We start from the raw sequence: 23,741 nt of genomic DNA, 5'->3' as shown, positions 1-23,741 counted from the left end.
CTTCTGTTGTTGTAGTTGTAGAAGTAGTTGTTGGCTCTTCTGTTGTTGTAGTTGTAGAAGTAGTTGTTGGCTCTTCTGTTGTTGTAGTTGTAGAAGTAGTTGTTGGCTCTTCTGTTGTTGTAGTTGTTGTAGAAGTAGTCGTTGTTGGCTCTTCTGTTGTTGTAGTTGTTGTTGTAGAAGTAGTCGTTGTTGGCTCTTCTGTTGTTGTAGTTGTAGAAGTAGTTGTTGGCTCTTCTGTTGTTGTTGTTGTAGAAGTAGTCGTTGTTGGCTCTTCTGTTGTTGTAGTTGTTGTTGTAGAAGTAGTCGTTGTTGGCTCTTCTGTTGTTGTTGTAGTTGTAGAAGTAGTCGTTGTTGGCTCTTCTGTTGTTGTAGTTGTTGTAGAAGTAGTCGTTGTTGGCTCTTCTGTTGTTGTAGTTGTTGTAGAAGTAGTCGTTGTTGGCTCTTCTGTTGTTGTAGTTGTTGTTGTTGTAGTTGTTGTTGTAGTTGTTGTAGTTGTTTTTTGGTCTGTAATAGTTTTAGCAACTGGAGCTTTTGGTGTTGTGAATTCACCAGCTTCAACTACAGTATCAGCTGCCAACTCATAACCTTCTGGAGCTTGAATTTCTTTAATGATGTATTTATCACGCAAGATGTTCTTAACAGTGAACTCACCATTAGCATCTGATTCAAACTCACCGATGACATCTTGGTTAGTTGCACGGATAACTTGGAATTTAGCGCCTTTCAGTGGAGCACCGTTTTCGTCTACTTTTTTCACTTTAATGCTAAATTCGTAACCGATACCTGCACCACCAGCGATTTGGATGTTGACACCATTATGTGATGTATTACGTTTATCATCGGGATTTAAACCATCACCTGTGATAGTTGCAGTGTTTTTAATTCTTTCCCCGTCAACAGCAGTATAGTTGATATCAGCTTCGTATTGTAATTCAAAGCCGTCGTTCTTCCCAATGTTACCAAAGTTGATAGAGAATGAAGTATCAGTTGCATTTACAGTATAGTTAGAAGTAACATCTTGTTTGTTTTTAAGAGTCCATTTACCGCCAGCAAATTCCCAAGTACCTTTGTAGATTCTGAAGCTATTTTTACGGTAAGTAACTCCTTTTGATTCGAGCTTATCAGAAATCACTGCATTGTTGATTACTTGATTTGTTCTGTTGATAGAGATTCTGTATCCAAGTTCTTTGTTGTTGTTACCAGTCCACCCAGATTTTATGATTGGGTAACCTTTACCAACGTCACCAGTTTTACTTGTTACCTTACCAGTGAATTTCACTTTATCGTTAACATGAACCTTAACTGGCGCATCACCATCGTTAGGGAATTTGTCTTTGTTAACTGCTGCGTAGAAGAAGAATGAACCTGAAACGTCATTTTTCGTTTCAACGAATTTTGTGAATGTCAAGACAATCTTACCAGTTTTTGCGTCAACTACTGCATCGGCAATCTTTTTACCAGTGATTGTGTCGTTGATTTCAAAATTCTGAGACTTGATGTCGATAGGTGCATCAATCTTAAGTTCTGTCGTATCACCTGCTTTGACACCTTTTCCTTCTAACTCAAATTTTGCGTTAAGACGGAAAGTATCATAGGTGTCAAGTGGAGCTGTCAATTCTCCACCTTTGTCATTTTGGATCTTGATCTCCGTGATGACATCGACATTTTTGGACGTGGCTGCATGTACCACACCAGCTGACACCATGAACAATACCGTCAATACTGATACGATTAATGACAGTATATTACTAGTTTTTGCAAACTTTTTCATTATGGTTTCCCCTTTTTTTATTGAATGATAAAATGATAATCTCATTTTTCAGAATTGATTATATCATATTTTTTTTTTATTGCAATAGATTTGAACAATAAAATCTTTATTTTTCTACATTTATTTTTTTTTAGATGCTTTTTAGAATTTTGACATCCTTTAAGTACAAAAATATATCATTTCTAGAGAATAAAAGATTTCACTTCTTCTTTGAAAATAGAAAATTTGTTTCATACTTAATAGCAAAAAAGTCACAATGCCCTTCTACCGAGAACTATCCACTAGGGTAATTAATCTACAACATTTCAATTTCTAAGCTTACCAAACTGACTACATGGATTGGAGTTTTTGCGGAATCTATCATTCCTTCGTTTGAACATAAAAAAGCCGAGGAGAAAACCTTGGCTATTTTTCTACTATATAAAGTACAAGTTTTTCAAATACTTCTGAGAAGTTTTTGCTAATAGTTTCAAGTGAAACTTGAACTTCTTCTCGCGTTTGGTTGTTCTTAACCTTGACTTGTCCACTTTCGACTTCGCTCTCTCCAAGAGTGATGAGGACCTTAGCTCCAAAAACATCTGCTGACTTGAACTGGGCTTTGAGCTTGCGATTGAGGTAATCACGCTCTGCTTTGAAGCCTTGTTGACGGAGAGCTTGTACTAACTCCAAGGCTTTCAGATTAGCCTCTTCACCAAGGACAGCAATATAAACATCTAGGGCGTTTTCGATAGGTAGGGCCACCCCTTGTTTTTCAAGGACTAAAAGAAGACGCTCTACACCAAGTCCAAAGCCAAAGCCAGCAGTTTCAGGACCACCGAAGTAAGCAACTAAGCCATCGTAGCGACCACCTGCGCAAACTGTCAAGTCATTGCCTTCAATCTCTGTGATAAACTCAAAAATGGTATGGTTGTAGTAGTCCAGACCACGCACCATGTTGGTATCGATGATATAGTCTACTCCGAGATTTTCCAACATCTGACGAACAGCATCAAAGTGAGCTTGGCTTTCTGCATCCAGGTAATCCAAGATAGATGGTGCATTCTCTACTGCCACCTTGTCTTCTTTTTCCTTCGAGTCCAAGACACGGAGAGGATTTTCTTCCAAACGACGTTGGCTATCCTTAGACAAACTGTCCTTGAGTGGTGTTAAGTAGTCAATTAAGGCTTGGCGATAAGCTGCACGGCTCTCAGGATTTCCAAGAGTGTTGAGATGCAGTTTGACACCTTGAATGCCAATTGCTTTCAAGAAGTGGGCTGCCATAGCGATCGTTTCCACATCGGTAGCTGGATTGCTAGAGCCAAAGCACTCCACACCAATCTGGTGGAATTGGCGCAAACGACCTGCTTGTGGGCGCTCATAGCGAAACATTGGACCCATGTAGTAAAACTTGCTTGGTTTTTGAACTTCTGGTGCGAAGAGTTTGTTTTCCACATAAGAACGAACGACTGGTGCTGTTCCTTCGGGACGGAGAGTGATATGACGATCGCCCTTGTCGTAAAAGTCATACATTTCCTTGGTTACGATATCAGTTGTGTCCCCAACAGAACGACTGATGACTTCGTAGTGCTCAAAAATTGGGGTACGTACTTCTGCGTAGTTGTAGCGTTTGAAGATTTCACGCGCAAAGCCTTCAACGTACTGCCATTTGGCAGACTCAGCAGGTAAAATATCCTGCGTTCCTTTTGGTTTTTGTAATTTCATAGAGAATCCTCTTTATAACTTAATAGTCCTATTTTACCATAAATGAAAGGATTGGGACAGTATGAGGAAAGCATGGATTTAAAGATTATTTTTGAGATTGAGACTTGTCAGAAGAATAGCTAACAAAGAAAGACCTACAAAAAGCATCCAAGTCAACTGCATATTCCATACTGCCACCAGTGAAAAACAGGCCGTCCCCACTGGTATAGATAGAGTAAACAACAAACCTAAAAAATTACTGGTACGAGAGAGAACCTCTGGAGCAAGATTTTTCATGAGCAGAGCACTAATCTTTGGAGAAATTTTCCCAGAAATATACATGGTAAAAAAGACGAAAAGCATCCCAAGCAAAACTTGGTGTAACAAATTAGATATACCAACTAGACTGCCTCCTAACGTAACCCACATCATCAATCTAGACAGGGATTGCTTCCCAAAATAATCATTGCCCGTAAGGCTACTGATGATAACTGCTAATAAGGTAATCAATTGTAAGATAAACAAGGCATCCTTGTAGGAAAAATCCAGTAAGGAATGATTTAAAAGAAAGATGTTATAAATACCACCTAAGGCACCACCCAAAGCATTGATAAGCAGGATAGCAAAGAGCATAAAACCAAAGTTTTTCTGTCCACTTTTAAGAAAAACGAGACGTAGGTTTTGGTAAATCGTTAAAAACTGATCTTTGATAGAAAGCTTCTCATTTTTCAGTGATTTACTATCAGCAAATGGAGTTGATAAGCTTAATTCAGCCCTTCCTAAAAAGAGAATGAGAGCTGATACTAGGAAAAATATGGCATTGATTCCAGCTACGAGCGAAAAGTTCTGTGTCGACACCCCTAATAGCCAAACACCGAAAGCCTGTCCGCCAATCGCAGAGATGTAGGTAATAAACTGCGAAAAGGAATAGGCCTCCATCAGATCTGACTCTGCTACTTTTTCTTTAACGAGAGGCATTCGCAAGCCCCCAGCAAAATCACTGGCTACATCACTAATGACATTGATAAGACAAAGGGTCGAAAAGGCAAAGAAACTAGCTTGCTGAACAACTAGGGCTGCCAGAAAAAATAAAATTGCCTGAAATAAACCGACACAGATCATCCATTTTACCTTGTCCCTCGTATAATCTGCACGAATTCCCACAAAAACCGTAAAGAGGGCCGGAAGCATCATCACAACATTCGCCACGGCAACGGCAACAGAAGCCTCTGGTAAAGTCGAGGCATAGACCACAAACACTAAATTAAAAATGGATGCTCCAAAAGCATTGAAAAATCGTGATAAACTCAAAACTTTGTAAGCTTGGTTTCTTAGTAATAGTTTCATATAGATTCCTCTCTCACATACTACTTTTATGGTAGCTCTAGTATAGCATCAAGAATCTTACGAGAAGATATTTTTGAATATATGCAACAGATTAAACGAATAACGAAAACGATAGAACTTGTCTAATGCTAATAAGTATCTTCACAGTCCTATCGTTTCAAGTTATTTTATCTAGTTGCAGATATTCAACACTCCATAGCGCTTCTATAAAAGTCTGCAGATTTGCTACAACCAATCATCTCGAAAATACGGAGAGCGTCCTCCATCTTTCTCTGCCCTTCCTCTACTCTTCCTTGCTTACTATCAAGCAAACCTTCTGCCCAGAGGTAGACTATTCGAAAATAGGTTTCATTTTCTTCAAAGAAGTTCTTTTCAATTTGTTTTTTAAAATAGAGGGCATTGGTAAAATCATCAATTTCAATACAGGCCATAAAAGCATTGAGGAGCAAGGTGTACATCATATTTCGATTTTTCCCAACTCCTTGCAAGAAATCTGACTTCCGCAACATTTCTCGAGTATACTTTGTCAAAAGCTGGACTGATAAAAGAGGAGAGCAGGAAGAAAAGAACGAAAGTTCATAAAGCCCCCAAATTTCAACAAAAAATAGATAATCATGTAGGACTCTTTCTTCCTCAGAGGTCAATGTAACTGTCTCATCAATAGCTTTCATATAGGATTTTATTAAAATCGCATTGAGAATGTGTTCTTGTTTATCCTTTGAAAAAGGAAGTTGTTGATATTCTCTCTGGTAGAGAGTACGCAAAGATGTTAAATCTTGTGGGTCTATAGCCTCGACTATTCTGTTTCTAAATTCAGAATAGACATCCTGATGAAAACCTCTCGCCAAAAATAACAATTCTTCCATACTCGCATGAATATTCTCCAAAGCTGTGATTAACTTTGGAGCAGATATTTCACTCTGACCATTTTCAAAACGTGACAATAAGGATGCTGAAAAGCGTCCACCTGTTGCTTTTCTCAAGGAAATTTTTCTTGATTCTCGTAGCTCTTTAAAAACTTTTCCTAAATTCTTCATCCTCTTACCACTCATCTTTTATTTTTTCCTATTTTACCACATTTCCTAATAAATACTAGTTCCAAACTAGCATTTACAATCTTCCGCAGGCATGATACAATGAAAACCATCAGATATACGAAGGAGAACTTATGAAAAAGAATATCTTGACAACCCTTGTAGCTGCCCTTGCCTACTTTCTCTGTATCGGAGTGGGTGTTCTACTAGGGAACCTTGTCGACCACGCTGGAAATATGTTTTACGCCCCTGCCTTTTCTGCTCTTGTGGGCGGTAGTGTCTATATGGTCCTTTTATCCAAAGTGCCTCGTTTTGGAGCGATTACTTCGATAGGACTTGTGATTTCTCTATTTTTCCTCGGGAGTAAGCATGGTGCTGGAGCCTTTCTGCCAGGTATTATCTGCGGTCTTGCAGCAGATGGTATCGCTCACTTAGGACAATACAAGGATAAGTTCAAGAACCTTCTTTCCTTTCTAGTCTTTGCTTTCGGTACTACTGGTCCTATCCTACTCATGTGGTTGACCCCTCAAGCCTATATCGCAACTCTAGTCGCTCGTGGAAAATCTCAGGACTATATCGATCGCATTATGGTTGCACCGAATCCTGCTAATATCCTCCTCTTTATCACAAGTGTTCTCATCGGCGCTTTACTTGGTGCCCTGATTGGACAAGCATTAAGCAAAAAATTCGCACATAAAGCATCATAAAAAAGAGCCATAGGGCTCTTTTCTTTTTTATTTATGACTTAATTTCTTGGTTAAGAAATCTCCCAAGAATTGAATCGTAAAGATAATCAAGATAATGATGATCGTCGCAAGAATGGTTACATCGTGATTGTAACGATTAAATCCATAGGCAATCGCTACGTTACCGATACCTCCAGCTCCGACCGCTCCCGCCATAGCTGTCTCACCGACAAGGGAAATCAAGGTTACAGTCGTCACGCGAATCAAATCTGGTAGCCCTTCTGAAAGGTAAACTCCTACAATATCCCAGAATGTAGCGCCACTGGCTTGAGCTGCCTCGATGACACCACCATCAAGCTCAGCTAAGACAACTTGCACCTGACGTGCAAAGAAGGCAAAGACTGCAAAAGATAGGGGTACGATAGCCGCATTTGGACCAATGCTTGTCCCTACGATTAGATGAGAGAAGGGTGACAAGACAGCCAAGAGAATGATAAATGGCACCGCACGGAAGATAGAGGTAATCTTATCTAAAATCCAGAAAACCACCTTATTTTCCAAGACACCTCCGGGCGCAGTCAAGACAAGGAAAAGCCCTGCAACCAGTCCTAGGAAACCTCCAATGATAAAGGAAAGAACCGTCATATAAAGAGTCAAGTAGATAGCTGTCCCCCAGCCAGCTTGACCAGACCAACCCATCTTGTAGACGTTTGGTAAATATGTTTGAATCAAGTCTGCCATCTTACTGTCCTCCCTTCAATACTTTTAGTTGCACACCAGCCTGACGGATGGCCTCTTGAGCGCTTGCCAAGGCTTCTTTTTCCCCTGACAAGACAACAACAAGCTCACCAACAGGAGTACCATCCAAAATTTCGATGTTTCCATAGAGAATATTGGCTGTTACTTGGTAGTGTTTATACAATTCATTTAAAAGTGGCTCATCTGTAGAAGCTCCTGCATACTTGAGTTGTACCAGAATACTATTGTCAGATAAGTGCTCTACGATTTCTTGTTTCTCAATCTTGACCATAGCTTCATCGATACCAGTAGCCGTTGAGATAAAGTCCTGAGTCAATGGCTGCTTAGGATTTGAGAAGATTTCAAGAACGCTACCTTCTTCAATCAAGCGACCATCCTGCATGACTGCCACACGGTTCGCAATGTCTTTGACAATTTGCATCTCATGTGTAATTAAGACAATGGTCAAACCTAGTTTTCGGTTTAATTCTTGCAAGAGTGATAAGATTTGTTTGGTTGTCTTCGGATCAAGAGCTGATGTTGACTCATCTGAAATCAAAATTTTCGGATCGTTGGCCAAGGCACGCGCAATAGCTACACGTTGTTTTTGCCCACCAGAAAGTTGTGAAGGGTAGCTTTCAGCACGGTCTGCAAGACCAACCAGGTCAAGCAGTTTAGCTACTTTAGCCTTCTTATCTTCCTTGCTGAGTCCAGAGTGTTTGAGAGCAAAGGCTACATTTTCCTCGGCCGTTTTTTGACTCATAAGGTTAAAGTGTTGGAAAATCATCCCAATATCTTGACGTTTGCGACGTAATTGCTCAGCAGTTAAGGTTTCTTTTCCATCAAAAATCACATCATCATCAATGGTAATTCTACCTGCAGATGGTTTTTGCAAAAGGTTGATAACACGGACCAAGGTTGACTTCCCTGCTCCAGAATATCCAACGATTCCGTAGATATCCCCTTCTTGGATGTGAATAGTCACATCCTTGACCGCTGTGATAGTTCTTTTCTTTTGGTGAAAAGTCACATCGATCTGATCTAATTTGATAATATCTCTACTCATAGCTTCTAATCAGCTCCTCTACTAATTCAATATGGGTGTAATAATCTGCGATTCTCACGTTTTCATCCCCACCATGGTCTCGGCTATTGGCATTGCCTAAGCCAAAGGCAACCATAGGTACTTCTAAGGCATCAAATACTGTATGCATGGGACCTGTCCCAGCCGTTGTCGGCAAAACAGATACCCCCTGTGGATAGAATTTCTTGGCCAGCTCAATGACATTGAGAATAGCTGGCGCACTCATGTCGCTTCGATAGCTCATCTCACCCAAAGTATAGTACAATTCTACCTTATCAAAGCCGTTTTTGTCTAGTTGTTTTCGGATTTTCTCCAAAACATCATGAGGTTCAAGCCCTGGAACCAAACGGACTTCTAGCTTGGCACTAGCCTCTGCTGGCAAAATCGTTTTAACTCCTTGCCCTTGATATCCTGACTGGATTCCTTCGATATTGAGAGCTGGCTCAAAGAAAAAACGTTTTAGAAAAGCGGTACGTTCCTCTTGTAACAGTGGTAATTCCAAACCATAAATCTGGCTGATTTCCTCTGGATTGCGTTGAGCATAGGTTTCAACCAAGGCCAACTCTCGTTCATTAGGCTCTTGAACATCATCGTACAAACCGTCAACCAAGATACGACCATCTGCAGCTCGCAAACTGGTCAAGGCTTGAATGAGGTACCAAGGAGCTGACTCAACAATGCCACCATAGCTGGAGTGGATATCCACATCGGCACTCTTAACCTTGGCATCAAAGGTCACAATCCCCTTGTTTCCACCTGAGATTTCTAACTGCTCTAAGGCATTTTTGGTTCCTTGTTCCCAGACTAATAGATCTGCACCTCGGAGCTTGTCCGCATGTTTTTCTAGATATTTATCCAAATCCATAGAGGCCGATTCCTCTGCCCCTTCCATGATGAAGCTGATATTGACAGGAAGGTCGTCATGGTGTTGCATATATTTTCTCAGAGCGCTCAAGCGAGCAGTGATATGCCCCTTGTCATCATCCACCCCACGCCCATACATGATACCATCACGGACAGAAAGAGTAAACGGATCCTCTGTCCAAACTTGATCACCATCTGCTGGTACTGTGTCATAGTGGTTGTAGAAAATGATGGTCTTAGCATCTGGTCGCGAACTCTTGAAATGTGCCATGACAAAAGGCGCCGTATAACTCTCATCAATCTCAACTTCTGCGCCTACACGCTTAAAAATATCCCCTAGATAACGAGCCACCTCTTTCAAGCCGACTTGTTGGGCAAAGACTGATTTTTTAGAAATCAAGGTACGCAAAACTTCAAAGTAGTGTTGTGCTACATGATCCTTTTCAAACTTTTCAATTTGTTCTTCTTGACTAGGGAAAACCATTTTTTCTCTACCTTTCTACTAAGACTTGTACCTTCAGAATCAATACAAGTGGATTTCATTTGTTTTAAGCTCTATATAAAAGCAAGAGGTGGAAAATATCTCTCCCACCTCCCTGTATTTATTACCAAACTGGTTGATCCAAGCCGTCTGAAGTTTCTTCGATAACTTTTTTAACTTCATCAGTGTGGTAAGCAGCGATAATTTTCTTGATTGCTTTAGCTTTAGTCGATGTTTCCCAATCACTCTTAGCAACGATGATGTTGTACCATTGTTTTGAGTTTTCGTCAGCTTGCTCTTTAAAGAGTGCTTTCTTGTAGTCCAATTTTGCTTCTGTAACAAAAGTGTTGTTTACAACAGCCGCATCAACTGATGATAATGAACGAGCTGTTTGGCTAGCATCCAATTCAGTGATTTTCAAATTTTTTGGATTTTCTTTGATGTTTGCGATGGTAGCAAGTTCTGTTCCTGAAACATCCAATTTAATCAAACCTGCTGATTGAAGAAGGTAAAGGGCACGGCTTTCGTTTGTAGCATCGTTTGGAATTGCGATTTCACCCTTATCTGGGATTTCATCTACTTTAGTGTACTTATTTTGACCATCTTTTGTTCCAGAGTAAAGACGAATTGGTGAAATGTAGGTATCTGCAATCGCAACAAGCTCTTGTCCATTTTCTTTATTCCAGTTATGCAAGAAGTTATAGTGTTGGAAAGCATTTAAATCTACTTCATCGTCAGCAACTGCTTTGTTTGGTTGTGAGTAATCTGTAAACTCTGTGAATTCCAATTTAATGCCGTCTTTTTCAACCAATTCTTGGATTTTATCCCAACGTGCTTCTTCTGAACCACTACGGTTAACAGTCGCAATTTTAACTGTAGTTGTATTTTCTGCTTTCTTGTCTGAATTTCCGCAAGCTGCAAGTGTAAGGCCTGCTACTGTAGCGATAGCTGCTACGCCTAACCATTTTTTGATTTTCATGATTCTTTCTCCTTTAAAAATAATACCGTAATAGTATCTCATACTTTATTTGATTTCGCAAATTGTTAATAGATAGGCAGAGGTATAGTTTAAAACTATATATATTAAACTGCTAAACCCGTTCACTCTTTCATTAAACTCACATTAAAAGCTACCTAGCAAGAAGCTAAGTAGCCTTAATCATTATTTACCTTGTCTTCTACGTCTTGTAATCATGCCTGCCAATCCAAGACTTGCAAGCAATCCATATCCACCATATAAGGCCATTTGACGCTCTACACGTGAGTTAGTTCCTGTATTAGGCAACTCTTTGCCTGCAGGTTTTTGGCCTGTCTTCTCTGCTACTGGGCTTTGAGGTTTCGCAACTGCTTGTTCTAGTGTACGAATATCAAGTTCTGGAAGATTCTCTTGAACTGGAGTATTTTTTGGTAGACCAATAATCATTCCATCTTTTTCTGCTAATTTCAGCATATTTTCTGCTTCAAGTACATCTAATAAAGCTTGTAGCTTCGCTTTAGCTTCTGCAAGAGCTGTTTGAGCCAATTTCAATTCAGCTTCTGCTTGATCACTAACTTTCTGTGCATTTGCTTTATCAGTTTCTGCTTGCTTCAAGGTTGTTTCCAAGGCTGATGCTTGACCTTTCAAGGCCATTGCTTTATCGCGTTTTTCTTCTGCATTCTTAATAGCTGTAGCCAATTCTGCTACCTTGGTTTGCAAGGCTTTTAGATTTTGGCTTGCTTTATCTGCCTCTTGTAATTTTTCAGCCGCTAATTTAGATTTTGCTTGCGCATCCGCTGTCAGAGATACCAAATCAGATTTAGCTTGTTCTAGAGCTTGTTTAGCTTGTTTACGAGCAAGTTCAACATTGCTTGCTTGTTTAGTTATCTCATCCAAATGTGCCACTAAATCTGCTTTTTTATTTTCAGCATCTGCTTTTTTAGCATCTTTAGCAGCTTTATCTGCTTGTAATGATGCAAGTTCAGCCTTAATGTCAGCAGATTTGTCAATAACTGTTTTTTCTACATACACAAAGTGATGTTCTGGCAAGAACTTCATGCTCTTACCATAGAATGTCGGATGCAAAGGATCATCTTCTTTAAAGTTGTTATAGTTAGACCAGAATTCACTCGAGTCTCCACCTTTCACAAATGCATTCCCTGCAAATGTATGATAAATCTTGTTAGGATCTTTACCCTCGATAGTTCCTTGGGCTAATGCACCTTTCCCTCCAACAGATGCAAGAAGGACTCTGCGGTGTCCATAGTCGATTCCTTTTATATTATTAAAGTCTGCATACCAACCTAAAAGGGATTCATAAGCAAACTGTTTATAACTCATGATTCTATCGTAATTATAAATAGTCTGACCATTTTTAACTTCCACAAAGTTAGGTGCACCATCTGACCCAGGGATTAAATATGCCATTCCAATATTTTCTACACGAACATCTTCTCCTTCTGGATGTGATAAATTGGTATCATGGCTTAAAACCCCTGTGGTAGCCATTTCATTTGAACGTTCCTCTGCATGTTTGAGGTAGGCTTCATCTAAAGCAAAGTCTTTAGTAACACCATTAGCGTGACGAAGTTCATTTAGCACTTCCATGAAGGCCTCTGATAATTTGTGATTATCCACAACAAATTTAAAGGTTGGTCTAGCTTTATATTTATGGTTGACTTCATCATATGGGTTTGCATTATAATCAGCCAGCGCCTTAGTGAAGCGTTTCATTTCTTCAGTTGCTTCCTCTTCAACTTCACGAACACCTTGGAAGGCAACATTTTCCATCAAAGGTTTCCCTGAGGTGGGGTCTTTAGGACGATTGGTTTTGTTAAACTCATAGTCATCCTCAGTTGCTGGAGCTTTATGGCCTTGCTCTTCTGGGTTCAAGACCTTTTTCAAGACTGTTGGCTTATAATTGTCAAGTTCATTTTGCTTTGCAGCCACTTTAGCTGCTGCTTCATTTGCTTGTTTAGTCACCACTTGAAGATCTTGATCCGCCTTTTGGATTTGATTTTCTGTATTGGTGATTTGAGCTTTAAGGCTTTCGTCTGAGAGTCCAGCTAGTTCAGCTTGTTTTTCTTTTACCTCTGCTGCTTTAGCGTCACGCTTTTCATTGGCAGATTGGCTAGCTGTTTTAGCTGTTTTCGCTTCCTCTTTGGCTGTTGCATCAGTTGATTGAGCACTTGATAATGCTTTTTCAGCTTCTGACTTTTCAGCCCCCTTCTCAGCTACTACCTTACCTTGTTCTTCTGCGATAGCATCAGCATTTTTTGAAACCTCAATAGCCACTTTCGTGTCTGCTACTTTTTTATCAGCCTTAGCTTCGTCCTTCTTAGCTTCGGCATCTTTTGCAGTTTTTTCATCTACAGAGGCTTGGGCTTTCTTAACTTCCTTTTGCGCATCTGTAATCTGTTTTTCAGATGATGACTGTGCAACAGCTTTTTCCTTACCATCTACTGGTTTTTCATTAGCCTGAACCTCTTGATTTATCGCAGTCGCTGCTAACAAAGCCGCAGCTAATGTAAATGAGGATAGAAACTTTTTGTATTTCATGACAAACTCCTTTAAAGGTATTATATACTATTATAACCTATTCAAGCAGCCTCTGTCAAAGAATATTAGGTAATCCAGTCGCTTTTTTTGAATGTGCTTACATAAAAAATACCCCTGTCACTAACAGAGGTAATTTTTAACTATTTAATGTCAGCTTCTGCTGGGAGGTAAGAACCACCAAAGAACTGTTGAGATAATTTTTCAAGAGTTCCGTCTTTATAGAGTTCTTGGATGCGTTTGTCCACAAAAGCTTTCAACTCATCTTGACCTTTGGCAAGAAGTGGGTAAACATAAGGCTGTTGGTCACTTGGGAGTTCGATGACTTTCAAGTTATCCAAACCTTGGTTTTTGATAACTGTCTCTACACCGATCTTGTCAAAAATCTTATAGTCAAATTGTCCATCGCTCAAACGAGACATGATTTGTTGGAAATCTGCCTTAGTATAATTAAGGATAGTTGGATTGTCCGCATGTTCTGTGTTGTATGCTTCCAATTGTTTAGCTGAGGTTGTTCCTTGAACGACTTCAGTAGATTTTCCACCGATATCATCAAGAGACTTGATGCTAGTGTCGTCCTTCTTCACAACAAGAACGTTAGGGTTTTTAGCAGTTGGCGCTGCGTAGAGGTATTTCTCTGCACGTTCTTTGGTATAACTGAGGTTGTTAACGGCCATTTGGTAACGATCGCTATCAAGTCCTGGGAAAATCCCTGACCACTCTGTCTTTTCAAACTTGACAGTATACTTGTCTGAGTCTTTAAAGATAGCACGAATAAGCTCAATCTCGTAACCTGTCAATTCACCATTTTCTTCATAGATAAATGGTTTTGGTGATCCATTAGTTGCTACAACGATTTCTTTCTTAGCAGTTGTTGCTTCACCCGATGCCGCATCTTTCTTCTCACCACCTGAACAAGCTGCCAGTACACCTGTGGCAACAAGCCCTAAAGCAGCAAGTGATGAATATTTGATAATTTTCTTCATAATATTTCCTCCAAAATAGAATATAGTCTTATCTTAACAGAAAAAAAGCAATTACGCTATTATATGATTTCTATATTTGCCATAGGTTTTCTTTATGGCTGATTAAAAAACCAAGCGTAGGACTGCTATCAAGACCACTCCAAAGATAACCGTCCCCACCAGATTGCGGTAACGAAAGGCGACAAAGGCTGTCGGAAAGACTGCTAGAAAGTCTAACCACTTTATCTGTGGGAAACTTCCAACTTTTCCTGTCACTACACTTGAAAGAATCAAGGCAAAGATAATAGAGACTGGGAGGAATTTCAAAAAACGCTCTACGATTGCTGGCAATCCTTTGTACTTAGCAAGGATGAAAGGAATCATTCTCGGAATCCAGGTCACCAAGCCAGAGAAGATAATTGCCATTAAAATATACTTACTGACCATCCAAAATCACCCCCATGGTACAACCCAGCAAGGTCGCAAACAGTACAGCTAGTGACTGGGACACCACTGTCAAAAGCATAAAGAAGGAAAGAGCAACAACCGCTAGAATTATCAGTAGATTGTGGATAGGAATCCGTTTTTGCATAATTTGAAACTGGGAAGTAAAAATCCCGATAAACATCCCCACTAGGGCAAAATCTAGACCAATAACTTCCGGATTTGGTAAAAGTCCACCTAGAGCAGTCCCGAAAACAGTTCCGACAAACCAAGCTAGATAGCTGTTAAGGTTGTTTCCGTGCATCCACATAGGATTGACCTTGTCCCTATGAACCAGCTCTCCCATCAAGACCCCGTATGTCTCATCCGTCAAGAGGCTAGACATTCCTATATTATGCCAGAGACTAGTATGACGGAAATAGGTCGATGCATGTAAACTCAGCAAGAAGAGACGCAGATTGATCAAAAAGACCGTCATGGCAATGGCTGCCACAGGGGCTTGAACTGCTATCAAGGCTATCATGGCAAACTGGGCACTTCCAGCATAGACAAAGAGACTCATCAGGCCCATCTCTACAGGGGTTACATAAGGGGAACCGATAATGCCACAAGCAAGGCCGATACTGACATATCCTAAAGCCGTTGGCACCGCAGCCTGTACTCCCTCCCAAAATCCTTTTTCTTTCATAAACCTCCTCATTCTTACAAGTACATCATTCTATTGTCACAAAGCGTTCAAAACAAGAACCCTAGGGGGACTACCATCGAGATTGATCGATGCAAATATTATATTGGTTGTTCTCAGGATTATCCTCATCCTCATATTTTGTAGGATAGACATCAATCCAGAGTTCTCTCCTTTGCTCTTTCAGTTTGACCTTAAACCGATAACCACCATCATCCCCGACCAAGGCATCAACTTTCAAAGACTGAAAGTTAGGTAAAGCTTCAATTTCTGCTTTCATGTCTTGGGTCATCTGATAAAAGATTTCTTTCTGTTGAGCTTTAGAAGCTACAGGGAAATAAACCGACGCCCCTTGTAAACGATGTGATTTTGAAAAAGTAAAGGTCACGCGACCACTATAACCTTTCCATTTAAAATTTTCGTAGTCGTAGAAAAGACGTCCCGTTTTATAGAAATAGGGGTCTTTTACACGCCAAGGATTGTGATAGCCTGTTTCTGTCTCTTCTACTATTTCATTAGGTTTTCCAAACACTTTTTCAAAGGATTCGAGGGGCATGTTAAATGAAATAGATTCAAACATGACCAATTGCGTCTTTTGAAACATCTGAAAAACCATCAGAGGCAGCAATAATACCACTAGGGCAAGCGCCATACTGATTGTTTTTTTAAATCTCATATTTCTACTATACTAAAAAACTCGCGCATTTGTCCAAGATAAAAGAGTTAACGCTGAGCTAACTCTTTATTCCATAGTATCAAAAGCGAGGCTTATGGTGTATACCTCCGATATTGACTTATACTAACCCCATATTCCTTGTCCTCAGTTTTTTTATGATAACCAAGTTCTGTCGGAGAGACTTCAACCCTAAGTTCCCCCGTTTTCCCTTGCAACTTAACTTTATATTGATAGGTCTCATGTTCCATTCCTACCATTTCAACCGTCAATGATTTGTAATCTGGAAGAGCTTCAAGTTCTGTTTTTACAATTTGGGATAAATTGTCGACCAGTTCTTTCTGTTGAGCTTTGGAACTCACAGAAAAATAAACCTTCGCCTCTTCCAAAATATGAATTTGTGAAAAGGTAAAGTTCGCTCGAACGGTATAATCGTTCCAGCTAATATTTTCGTAGTAATAGAAATGCCGTCCCGTTTTATAAAAATAAGGGTCTTCTGCACGCCAAGTATCACGATAGGCCATTTCCTCTTCTTCTACCACTTCGTCAGCCTTTCCAAATACTTCTTCAAAAGACTTCTCAGGCATATAAAATGAAAGGGATTTAAACATGACTAGTTGAGTTCTTTGTATTTGTCTCTCTGGAGCATTTAGGCATGCTGTTAAAGACAGCAACAATACCCCTAGGGCAAGTACCATACTCATTGTTTTTTTTAATTTCATATGTCTACTATACTAAAAAATTCGCGCATTTGTCCAAACAAAAAAGCCAGCCTCAAGCTGACTCTTTATTCTATGGTATCAAAAGCGAGACTTATGGTGTATGCCTCCGATATTGAATAATCCTAACCCCATACTCCTTATCTTCAGGCTTTTCATGATATCCAAGTTCTGTCGAATAAACCTCGACCCAGAGATCCTCCGTTTGCCCTTGTAATTTGACTTTATATTGATAAGAATCTTGATCGAGTCCTACCATTTCAACTGTCATAGACTGATAGTCTGGTAAAGATTCAATTTCTGTTTTTATAGCCTGCGATAGTTTGCCAAGTAGTTCTTTCTGTTCCATTTTTGAAGCAACAGGAAAAGAAGCCCTCGCTTCTTCCAAGGTATGCCATTTTGAAAATGTAAAATCTGCGCGGATAGTATAGCCTTCCCATCTCATATTTTCGTAGTAGTAGAAAAGACGCCCTGTTTTATAAAAATACGGATCTTCTGCACGCCAAGTATCTCGATAGGCCATTTCCTCCTCTTCCACGACTTTGTCAGCTGCTATAAATGTATTTTCAAAAGATTCTACAGACATATAAAACGAAAGCGATTTGAACATGACTAGTTGCGTACTAGGGAATTCCATATTTTTAAAATTTTGGTAAGATTTTATAAATAAGACAAGCACTACTAGCGCAAGCAAACTACTGATTATTTTAAATTTCATACTTCTACTATACTAAAAAACTCGCGCATTTGTCCAAGATAAAAGAGCTAACCCTAGGCTAACTCTTTATTCCATGGTATCAAAAGCCAGGCTAGGTTTGGCGTTTAGCTCCAAACCTGCAAAGTTTTCTTTGTTCCACTCGCTGACGCTAGCATAGGCAATCATACCCGCATTGTCTCCGCAAAGTCGCAGAGGGGGGATGATGACCTTGACATCTGTGATTTCAGCTGCTAAGCGTTCTCTGAGACCTTTATTAGCAGCCACACCACCAGCCACAACTAGGGTTTTCACAGGATATTTCTCCAAGGCTTTCTTGGTTTTTGCCATGAGAATATCCATAACTGCTGCTTGGAAAGAAGCAGATAGATTTTCCTTAGACAAGTTTTCTCCCTTTTGCTCGGCATTGTGGTGAAGATTGATAAAAGCAGACTTCAAACCTGAGAATGAAAACTCCAGATTGTCCTCCTTGATCATGGCACGTGGGAAATCATATACATCCTGACCTTGATGAGCCAACTCATCAATCTCACGACCTGCTGGATAGGTCAAGCCCATGACACGGCCGACCTTATCATAGGCCTCACCAACTGCATCATCACGTGTTTCCCCAACAATCTTATAATCACCAGCCTCAGACACATAGACCAACTCTGTGTGTCCACCACTGACTAAAAGGGCTAACAAGGGGAATTCCAAAGGTTCCACACTTTGAGCCGCCATGAGATGACCAGCCATATGATTCACAGGAATCAAAGGAAGTCCATGCGCCCAAGCAAAGGCCTTGGCAGCTGACAAACCAACAAGCAAGGCTCCGACCAAGCCTGGTCCGTAGGTAACCGCCACAGCTGTCACATCGTTTTCAGTAATTCCTGCTTCTGCTAACGCCTCCTCGATACAGGCTGTAACGACCTCGACATGGTGACGGCTAGCCACTTCTGGCACTACGCCCCCAAAACGTTTATGACTCTCAATTTGACTAGCAATGACATTGGACAAGAGCTGGTCGTCGTTTTTCAGGACGGCGACACTAGTCTCATCACAGGATGTCTCAAATGCTAAAATATATCTATCCTTCATCTATTTCTCTCTTCATGATAATGGCGTCCTCAACTGGATCATGGTAGTAGGACTTTCTCTCAGCGATGACCGCCATTTTTTCTTTCTTGTAAAATGCTTGCGCTCGGTAGTTGGACTTTCTAACTTCGAGGAAAATCTCCCTGTCTGTCGGCAATGTTGCAAACAAGGCTGAGGCTATCCCCTGACCTTGATAAGCTTTCTTGACAGCGATTTGCAGGACTTCTGCTTCAAAAAGATTCTCCTGCACGGCTAGAAAACCTATCACTTCTGCCCCATCATAAGCTAGAGCATACCAAGTCTGGTCTTGGGACAGGTCTGCTTGGATTTGTTCCAACGTCCAAGGACTGACGGGATAAACATCCGTCATCACTTCGTAGATAGCTTGTGCCACATCAGGCTGCTGTTGGATTCGTTTGATTTCTATCATAGGCGTTTAATGTAGGACTCGCCAGACTCGGCGTGGTTCTTGAGCCAATTTTCCTCAGCTTCGACACGTTTGAGGTAATTCGGCACAAAATCGTGCAGGGAGTCTGCTTCCTTGTCCCAGGCCCAAAGAGCAAGATTCGCTGCGTTTGGTAAGGTTTCTTGATAGTTAGCCTGTGGTAATCGCTCTTGAATCTGCTCGACAAAGGCATCCACTTCACCGACAAAGGTTACCTGGTCAGCATCCTTGACCTGCTCTAGGACTTCCACAAAGGACAGATGCGCTTCTGGAAAGACAGGTTGAGCATGTTCATAAAATCCTGCATACACATTGTTACGGCGTGCATCCATCACAGGAACAACCAGACCTTCCTGTTGATTCGGTACCAGAGCTAAAAGGCTAGACATACCTACTAATTCAATGTTTAGGGTATGAGCCAAGGTCTTGGCAGTTGCTACTGCGATTCGCAAGCCAGTATAACTACCAGGCCCTTCTGCCACGACGATTCGATCCAAATCCTTGGGTGTCCAATCCAAACTTGCCATCAAAAAATCGATGGCAGGCATGAGGGTGATACTGTGATTTTTCTTGATATTAATTGTCGTCTCGGCAAGAACTTGCTTATCCTCTAAAATGGCTAGAGAAAGAGCCTTGCTGGACGTATCAAAAGCTAATACTTTCATAACACATTCCTATCTTTTTGTCTGCTTACTATTATACTACAAAAGCTGACGCATGGGAATTTTCTTTGTTTTGAATCAAGAATGCCCTGCCAAACAGACAGGACAAGCACTCAAGAATTCAAACCAAAGTAAAATACGAACCAGACCACATAGGTTACAAGGAGGAGAAAAATTGAATAGAGAGTCACAAAAGCAAGCTTCCAAAGGAATTTTGTTTTGCGGTGTTCCAGATGCACAAACAAGGCATTCCCCCCATAGACACAAGCTACAAAGACTATAAACACCAAGAGGCGAGCTCCTATCGCAAATTCAAACAAACTAAACATTCTTAATCCTCCTTTTGGTATTGCTATTTTTATATAAACTGTTGACAATGTTGGTCTATCAATGTTAAAATGTAATTCAACATTGGTAGGAAAATCAGGTCGAGTCGTTGACTCTTCGGGTTGCAGTGCTATCCCTGAAACTTTGGTTTCTAAAGAACTGGAATTGCGATTAAATAGTTCGCCCCCAGTGTTGTTAGTAGGCTCTTGACTTCGGTCAAGGGCTTTTCTTTACCTTTTAGTAAGCAATCCACTCCATCTTGCTATTTCTACATCATTTTACTTATAGATTGACTTCTTAGCCTCATAGATGATAGAATTAAGTAAATGCTGAGATCGAGTTTGATTTGGTGACAAGTCATTCAAAGGTTGCGATGCATTCGCTTCAGGTAGAGGTGCTGCCATCTGGACTGCTCCAGGAAAATCCCCGAGTTTTGTCTCAGCCTTTTTGGTTGCTCTTGAGATTTCTCAAGAGCTTTTTCTTTTTTCAAAGATATCATTTTCCCCAACCATCTACTCTAACGATTAATGAAACTAGAACTATATTCTTCCTTAAATCTACTATCGCTTTAGATTCCCCTTTAATTATAACACCTAAGCGCTCGCCGGCCAATTGCTACCTATCTTTTAGCTCCTCCTTCCCCTCACGACTTTCTCGTTTCCTGCTTTTACTAATTCCCCTTTTTATGTTATAATTGAGATAATTGTAACGAATCAAGGTCAATACAGGCAGAAAATGAAATAGAAACAAACAGCTTCAAGCTGGTAATTTTTTGAATACAGCTGACCTGAAAACAGAAAGGAAACACATGATTTACAAAGTTTTTTATCAAGAAACAAAAGACCGTAGCCCACGTCGTGAAACAACACGCTCACTTTACTTAGACATTGATGCCAGCTCAGAACTTGAGGGACGTATCATTGCCCGTGAACTTGTTGAAAAAAACCGTCCAGAATTCAACGTTGAATATATCGAGCTCTTGTCAGACAAATTGCTAGACTACGAAAAAGAAACTGGCGCATTCGAAATTACGGAGTTCTAATATGGCCTATACTCTTAAACCAGAAGAAGTGGGCGTTTTTGCCATTGGAGGTCTAGGAGAAATCGGTAAAAATACATACGGAATCGAATACCAAGACGAAATCATCATCGTTGATGCAGGGATAAAATTCCCTGAAGATGACTTGCTTGGTATCGACTACGTTATCCCTGATTACTCTTACATTGTCGAAAATATCGACCGCGTCAAGGCTCTCTTGATTACACACGGACACGAGGACCATATTGGTGGGATTCCTTTCTTGCTCAAGCAAGCAAATATCCCTATCTATGCAGGTCCACTAGCCCTCGCTTTGATCCGTGGGAAACTCGAAGAGCATGGCCTTTTGCGCAATGCTACACTTCACGAAATCAACCACAACACTGAGTTGACCTTTAAAAATCTTAAAGCAACTTTCTTTAGAACAACTCACTCGATCCCAGAGCCTTTGGGAATTGTTATCCACACACCTCAAGGAAAAATCGTTTGTACCGGTGACTTCAAGTTTGACTTTACACCAGTTGGTGAACCTGCAGACTTGCACCGTATGGCAGCCCTAGGTGAAGACGGAGTGCTTTGCTTACTCTCTGACTCGACAAATGCTGAAGTGCCAACCTTTACAAACTCTGAAAAGGTCGTTGGTCAGTCTATTATGAAGATCATCCAAGGTATTGAGGGACGTATCATCTTTGCATCCTTTGCCTCAAATATCTTCCGTCTCCAACAAGCAACTAATGCCGCTGTCAAAACAGGGCGTAAGATTGCTGTCTTTGGACGTTCTATGGAAAAGGCTATTGTCAACGGAATCGAGCTTGGCTACATCAAAGCGCCAAAGGGAACCTTCATCGAAGCAAATGAAATTAAAGATTACCCTGCAGGTGAAATTCTTATCCTTTGTACAGGTAGCCAGGGCGAACCTATGGCGGCTCTCTCTCGAATCGCTAACGGAACCCACCGTCAAGTGCAACTCCAACCTGGCGATACGGTTATCTTCTCATCTAGTCCAATCCCAGGAAACACCACTAGCGTTAACAAGCTGATTAACATCATTTCTGAAGCTGGTGTTGAAGTTATCCATGGTAAGATTAACAACATCCATACATCTGGACACGGTGGTCAGCAAGAACAAAAACTCATGCTCCGCCTCATCAAACCAAAATACTTCATGCCTGTTCATGGTGAATACCGCATGCAAAAAGTCCACGCTGGACTTGCCGTAGATACTGGAGTTGAAAAAGACAATATCTTTATCATGAGCAATGGTGATGTCCTTGCCCTTACTGCAAACTCTGCTCGTATCGCAGGTCACTTCAATGCTCAGGATATCTACGTCGATGGAAATCGTATCGGCGAAATCGGGGCAGCAGTCCTAAAAGACCGCCGAGACCTATCCGAAGATGGTGTTGTACTTGCTGTCGCAACGGTAGACTTTGAGTCTCAGATGATTATTTCTGGACCAGATATCCTTAGTCGTGGTTTCGTCTACATGCGCGAATCTGGCGACTTGATCCGTCAAAGTCAGCGCATCCTTTTCAATGCTATTCGTATCGCTTTGAAAAACAAGGATGCCAGCGTCCAATCTGTCAATGGTGCTATCGTAAACGCCATTCGACCATTCCTTTACGAAAACACTGAACGTGAACCAATCATCATTCCGATGATTCTCACACCAGATGAAGAATAATAAAAATTCTCTGAAATCCTATGACTTCAGAGAATTTTTTATTATTTAACGACAATTTCGTAACGAGTTTTGCTGGTAAAAGTCTCACCTGCTTTGAGAATCACTTGATCTTTCAGGTCACTGTGAATAGCATCTGGTAAAGCCTGTGCTTCAAGAGCAATCCCATTGTGCTGAATCATCGGCTGACCAGCGATGATGACACTCTCATCCACAAAGTTTGCTGTATAAACCACAAAGCAAGGTGCTTCTGTCTTAAAGAGTAAGAAGCGACCTGAATTTTGGTCATAGAGGAAACCAGCATTATCATGTCCTGCAGGCAGAGCAAATGGGTGGTCCAAACCAGATACGAGTTGGATTTGCTCATCTTCTTCTGCAAAGATATCTTTCAACAAGGCGCCATTGTAGATATGTTTGACCACATCACGATCGGCATCTGGAGTTTTAGTTGGTACTCCATCAGGAGCAATTGGATAGATACCCTCAGTGTTCAATTGGAAAACATGGCGGTCAACCGTCTGCGTGAAATCACCAGACAAGTTAAAGTAGCTATGGTTGGTTGGATTTACCAGCGTATCCTGGTCTGTCGTCACCTTGTAACTAACTTCGTAGGCGCCAGTTTCTTCCAAGTGGTAGCTAATCCAAATCTTAAGATTACCTGGGAAGCCTCCTGTACCGTCTGTTCTTTCTGTGTAAAGAGTCAAACCATGGTCGCTCACCTCGACTAGCTCAAACAAACTAGAATCCCAACCTGTTGAGCCGCTGTGGTTACAGTTGCTTGCGTTATTGACTTCGAGTTCATAGGTTTTCCCATTCAATTCGAATGTCGCACCTGCGATACGACCTGCAACTGGACCTACACTCGCTCCATGTTTAGGACTGTTACCTACATAGCTGTCAAAATCATCAAAGCCTAGGATAACATTGGCAAAATTACCAGCCTTATCAGGAGTTACATAGCGTAGAATCGTTGCACCATAGGTCATGATTTCTAGTTGGTAGCCTGCTTCTGTTTCAAAGCGATAAGCGACAACATCCTTGTCATCAACTTTCCCAAATACACGTTCTGTGTATGTTTTCATCCTTTTCTCC

At 40.8% G+C, this 23,741-nt stretch carries 24 protein-coding genes; 3 read left to right on the top strand and 21 right to left on the bottom strand.

The features are described 5' to 3' along the window. From QM923_RS08985 to QM923_RS08970, 4 genes are all read right to left on the bottom strand, one after another. A partial coding sequence (locus tag QM923_RS08985; RefSeq protein ID WP_414291604.1) for an Ig-like domain-containing protein occupies window positions 1–1,771 on the bottom strand: 1,771 nt, incomplete at its 3' end. 405 nt (window positions 1,772–2,176) lie between these two features. Next, window positions 2,177–3,472 carry a histidine--tRNA ligase gene (gene hisS / locus QM923_RS08980; protein ID WP_414291603.1) on the bottom strand — a complete coding sequence of 432 codons (1,296 nt, stop codon included), beginning with the start codon at window positions 3,470–3,472 and terminating at the stop codon, window positions 2,177–2,179. Between the two features lie 78 nt (window positions 3,473–3,550). Then, on the bottom strand, window positions 3,551–4,798 hold the full coding sequence (locus tag QM923_RS08975; RefSeq protein ID WP_414291602.1) for an MFS transporter: 1,248 nt from the start codon (window positions 4,796–4,798) through the stop codon (window positions 3,551–3,553). A 185-nt stretch (window positions 4,799–4,983) separates the two neighbouring features. Beyond that, the gene (locus QM923_RS08970) at window positions 4,984–5,835 is read right to left on the bottom strand and encodes an Rgg/GadR/MutR family transcriptional regulator (protein ID WP_414291601.1); all 852 of its coding nucleotides are present in this window, start codon (window positions 5,833–5,835) and stop codon (window positions 4,984–4,986) included. 131 nt (window positions 5,836–5,966) lie between these two features. On the opposite strand from QM923_RS08970, the gene QM923_RS08965 reads away from it, so the two are divergent. Then, window positions 5,967–6,539, top strand: a complete 573-nt coding sequence (locus QM923_RS08965) for an MptD family putative ECF transporter S component (RefSeq protein ID WP_414291600.1) — start codon at window positions 5,967–5,969, stop codon at window positions 6,537–6,539. Between the two features lie 27 nt (window positions 6,540–6,566). Here the strand turns inward: QM923_RS08965 and QM923_RS08960 are convergent, their stop codons facing one another. The 16 genes from QM923_RS08960 to QM923_RS08885 form a co-directional block, all read right to left on the bottom strand. After that, entirely contained in the window at window positions 6,567–7,259 is a 693-nt protein-coding gene (locus QM923_RS08960) for a methionine ABC transporter permease (protein WP_414291599.1), read from the bottom strand. 1 nt (window position 7,260) lies between these two features. Then, window positions 7,261–8,322: a methionine ABC transporter ATP-binding protein gene (locus QM923_RS08955; RefSeq protein WP_414291598.1), complete on the bottom strand. Its 1,062-nt coding sequence runs from the start codon at window positions 8,320–8,322 to the stop codon at window positions 7,261–7,263. Next, the gene (locus QM923_RS08950; protein WP_414291597.1) at window positions 8,315–9,688 is read right to left on the bottom strand and encodes a M20 family metallopeptidase; all 1,374 of its coding nucleotides are present in this window, start codon (window positions 9,686–9,688) and stop codon (window positions 8,315–8,317) included. Before QM923_RS08950 ends, QM923_RS08955 begins: the two co-directional genes overlap by 8 nt. Before the next feature lie 121 nt (window positions 9,689–9,809). Continuing rightward, window positions 9,810–10,664 carry a MetQ/NlpA family ABC transporter substrate-binding protein gene (locus QM923_RS08945; protein WP_414291596.1) on the bottom strand — a complete coding sequence of 285 codons (855 nt, stop codon included), beginning with the start codon at window positions 10,662–10,664 and terminating at the stop codon, window positions 9,810–9,812. Between the two features lie 183 nt (window positions 10,665–10,847). Next, window positions 10,848–13,220: a CAP domain-containing protein gene (locus QM923_RS08940; protein ID WP_414291595.1), complete on the bottom strand. Its 2,373-nt coding sequence runs from the start codon at window positions 13,218–13,220 to the stop codon at window positions 10,848–10,850. Between the two features lie 140 nt (window positions 13,221–13,360). Continuing rightward, entirely contained in the window at window positions 13,361–14,203 is an 843-nt protein-coding gene (locus QM923_RS08935) for an amino acid ABC transporter substrate-binding protein (RefSeq protein ID WP_414291594.1), read from the bottom strand. Between the two features lie 102 nt (window positions 14,204–14,305). Further along, window positions 14,306–14,629, bottom strand: a complete 324-nt coding sequence (locus tag QM923_RS08930; RefSeq protein WP_414269280.1) for an AzlD domain-containing protein — start codon at window positions 14,627–14,629, stop codon at window positions 14,306–14,308. Further along, window positions 14,619–15,314, bottom strand: coding sequence for an AzlC family ABC transporter permease (locus tag QM923_RS08925; RefSeq protein WP_414291593.1), 696 nt, complete (start codon window positions 15,312–15,314; stop codon window positions 14,619–14,621). The genes QM923_RS08930 and QM923_RS08925 overlap by 11 nt, the downstream gene beginning before the upstream one ends. Before the next feature lie 70 nt (window positions 15,315–15,384). Beyond that, a complete protein-coding gene (locus QM923_RS08920; RefSeq protein ID WP_414291592.1) occupies window positions 15,385–15,987 on the bottom strand; it encodes a hypothetical protein in 603 nt (200 codons plus the stop codon). Window positions 15,988–16,079: 92 nt separating this feature from the next. Then, window positions 16,080–16,706, bottom strand: a complete 627-nt coding sequence (locus QM923_RS08915; protein WP_414291591.1) for a hypothetical protein — start codon at window positions 16,704–16,706, stop codon at window positions 16,080–16,082. 91 nt (window positions 16,707–16,797) lie between these two features. Beyond that, the gene (locus QM923_RS08910) at window positions 16,798–17,421 is read right to left on the bottom strand and encodes a hypothetical protein (protein ID WP_414291590.1); all 624 of its coding nucleotides are present in this window, start codon (window positions 17,419–17,421) and stop codon (window positions 16,798–16,800) included. Window positions 17,422–17,487: 66 nt separating this feature from the next. Then, entirely contained in the window at window positions 17,488–18,498 is a 1,011-nt protein-coding gene (gene tsaD, locus QM923_RS08905) for a tRNA (adenosine(37)-N6)-threonylcarbamoyltransferase complex transferase subunit TsaD (RefSeq protein ID WP_414291589.1), read from the bottom strand. Continuing rightward, complete coding sequence (gene rimI / locus QM923_RS08900; protein WP_414291588.1) at window positions 18,488–18,925, bottom strand: ribosomal protein S18-alanine N-acetyltransferase; 438 nt, start codon at window positions 18,923–18,925, stop codon at window positions 18,488–18,490. Before rimI ends, tsaD begins: the two co-directional genes overlap by 11 nt. Next, window positions 18,922–19,605 carry a tRNA (adenosine(37)-N6)-threonylcarbamoyltransferase complex dimerization subunit type 1 TsaB gene (gene tsaB / locus QM923_RS08895; RefSeq protein ID WP_414291587.1) on the bottom strand — a complete coding sequence of 228 codons (684 nt, stop codon included), beginning with the start codon at window positions 19,603–19,605 and terminating at the stop codon, window positions 18,922–18,924. The genes rimI and tsaB overlap by 4 nt, the downstream gene beginning before the upstream one ends. A 110-nt stretch (window positions 19,606–19,715) precedes the next feature. Then, window positions 19,716–19,931, bottom strand: a complete 216-nt coding sequence (locus QM923_RS08890; protein WP_414291586.1) for a hypothetical protein — start codon at window positions 19,929–19,931, stop codon at window positions 19,716–19,718. 276 nt (window positions 19,932–20,207) lie between these two features. Continuing rightward, window positions 20,208–20,333, bottom strand: coding sequence for a hypothetical protein (locus QM923_RS08885; protein WP_414291585.1), 126 nt, complete (start codon window positions 20,331–20,333; stop codon window positions 20,208–20,210). Between the two features lie 404 nt (window positions 20,334–20,737). On the opposite strand from QM923_RS08885, the gene QM923_RS08880 reads away from it, so the two are divergent. Together QM923_RS08880 and rnjA are read left to right on the top strand one after the other, a co-directional pair. Beyond that, window positions 20,738–20,971, top strand: a complete 234-nt coding sequence (locus QM923_RS08880) for a DNA-dependent RNA polymerase subunit epsilon (protein ID WP_006149161.1) — start codon at window positions 20,738–20,740, stop codon at window positions 20,969–20,971. 1 nt (window position 20,972) lies between these two features. Continuing rightward, window positions 20,973–22,652, top strand: a complete 1,680-nt coding sequence (gene rnjA / locus QM923_RS08875) for a ribonuclease J1 (protein ID WP_414291584.1) — start codon at window positions 20,973–20,975, stop codon at window positions 22,650–22,652. A gap of 41 nt (window positions 22,653–22,693) precedes the next feature. Here rnjA and QM923_RS08870 read toward each other — a convergent pair whose 3' ends face one another. Then, on the bottom strand, window positions 22,694–23,731 hold the full coding sequence (locus QM923_RS08870; protein WP_414291583.1) for an aldose epimerase family protein: 1,038 nt from the start codon (window positions 23,729–23,731) through the stop codon (window positions 22,694–22,696). Window positions 23,732–23,741 lie beyond the last annotated feature (10 nt).

This window comes from Streptococcus infantis (assembly GCF_047463275.1).
Classification (GTDB): Bacteria; Bacillota; Bacilli; order Lactobacillales; family Streptococcaceae; genus Streptococcus; species Streptococcus infantis_AF.
This window is presented reverse-complemented; position numbering and strand designations above follow the sequence as displayed.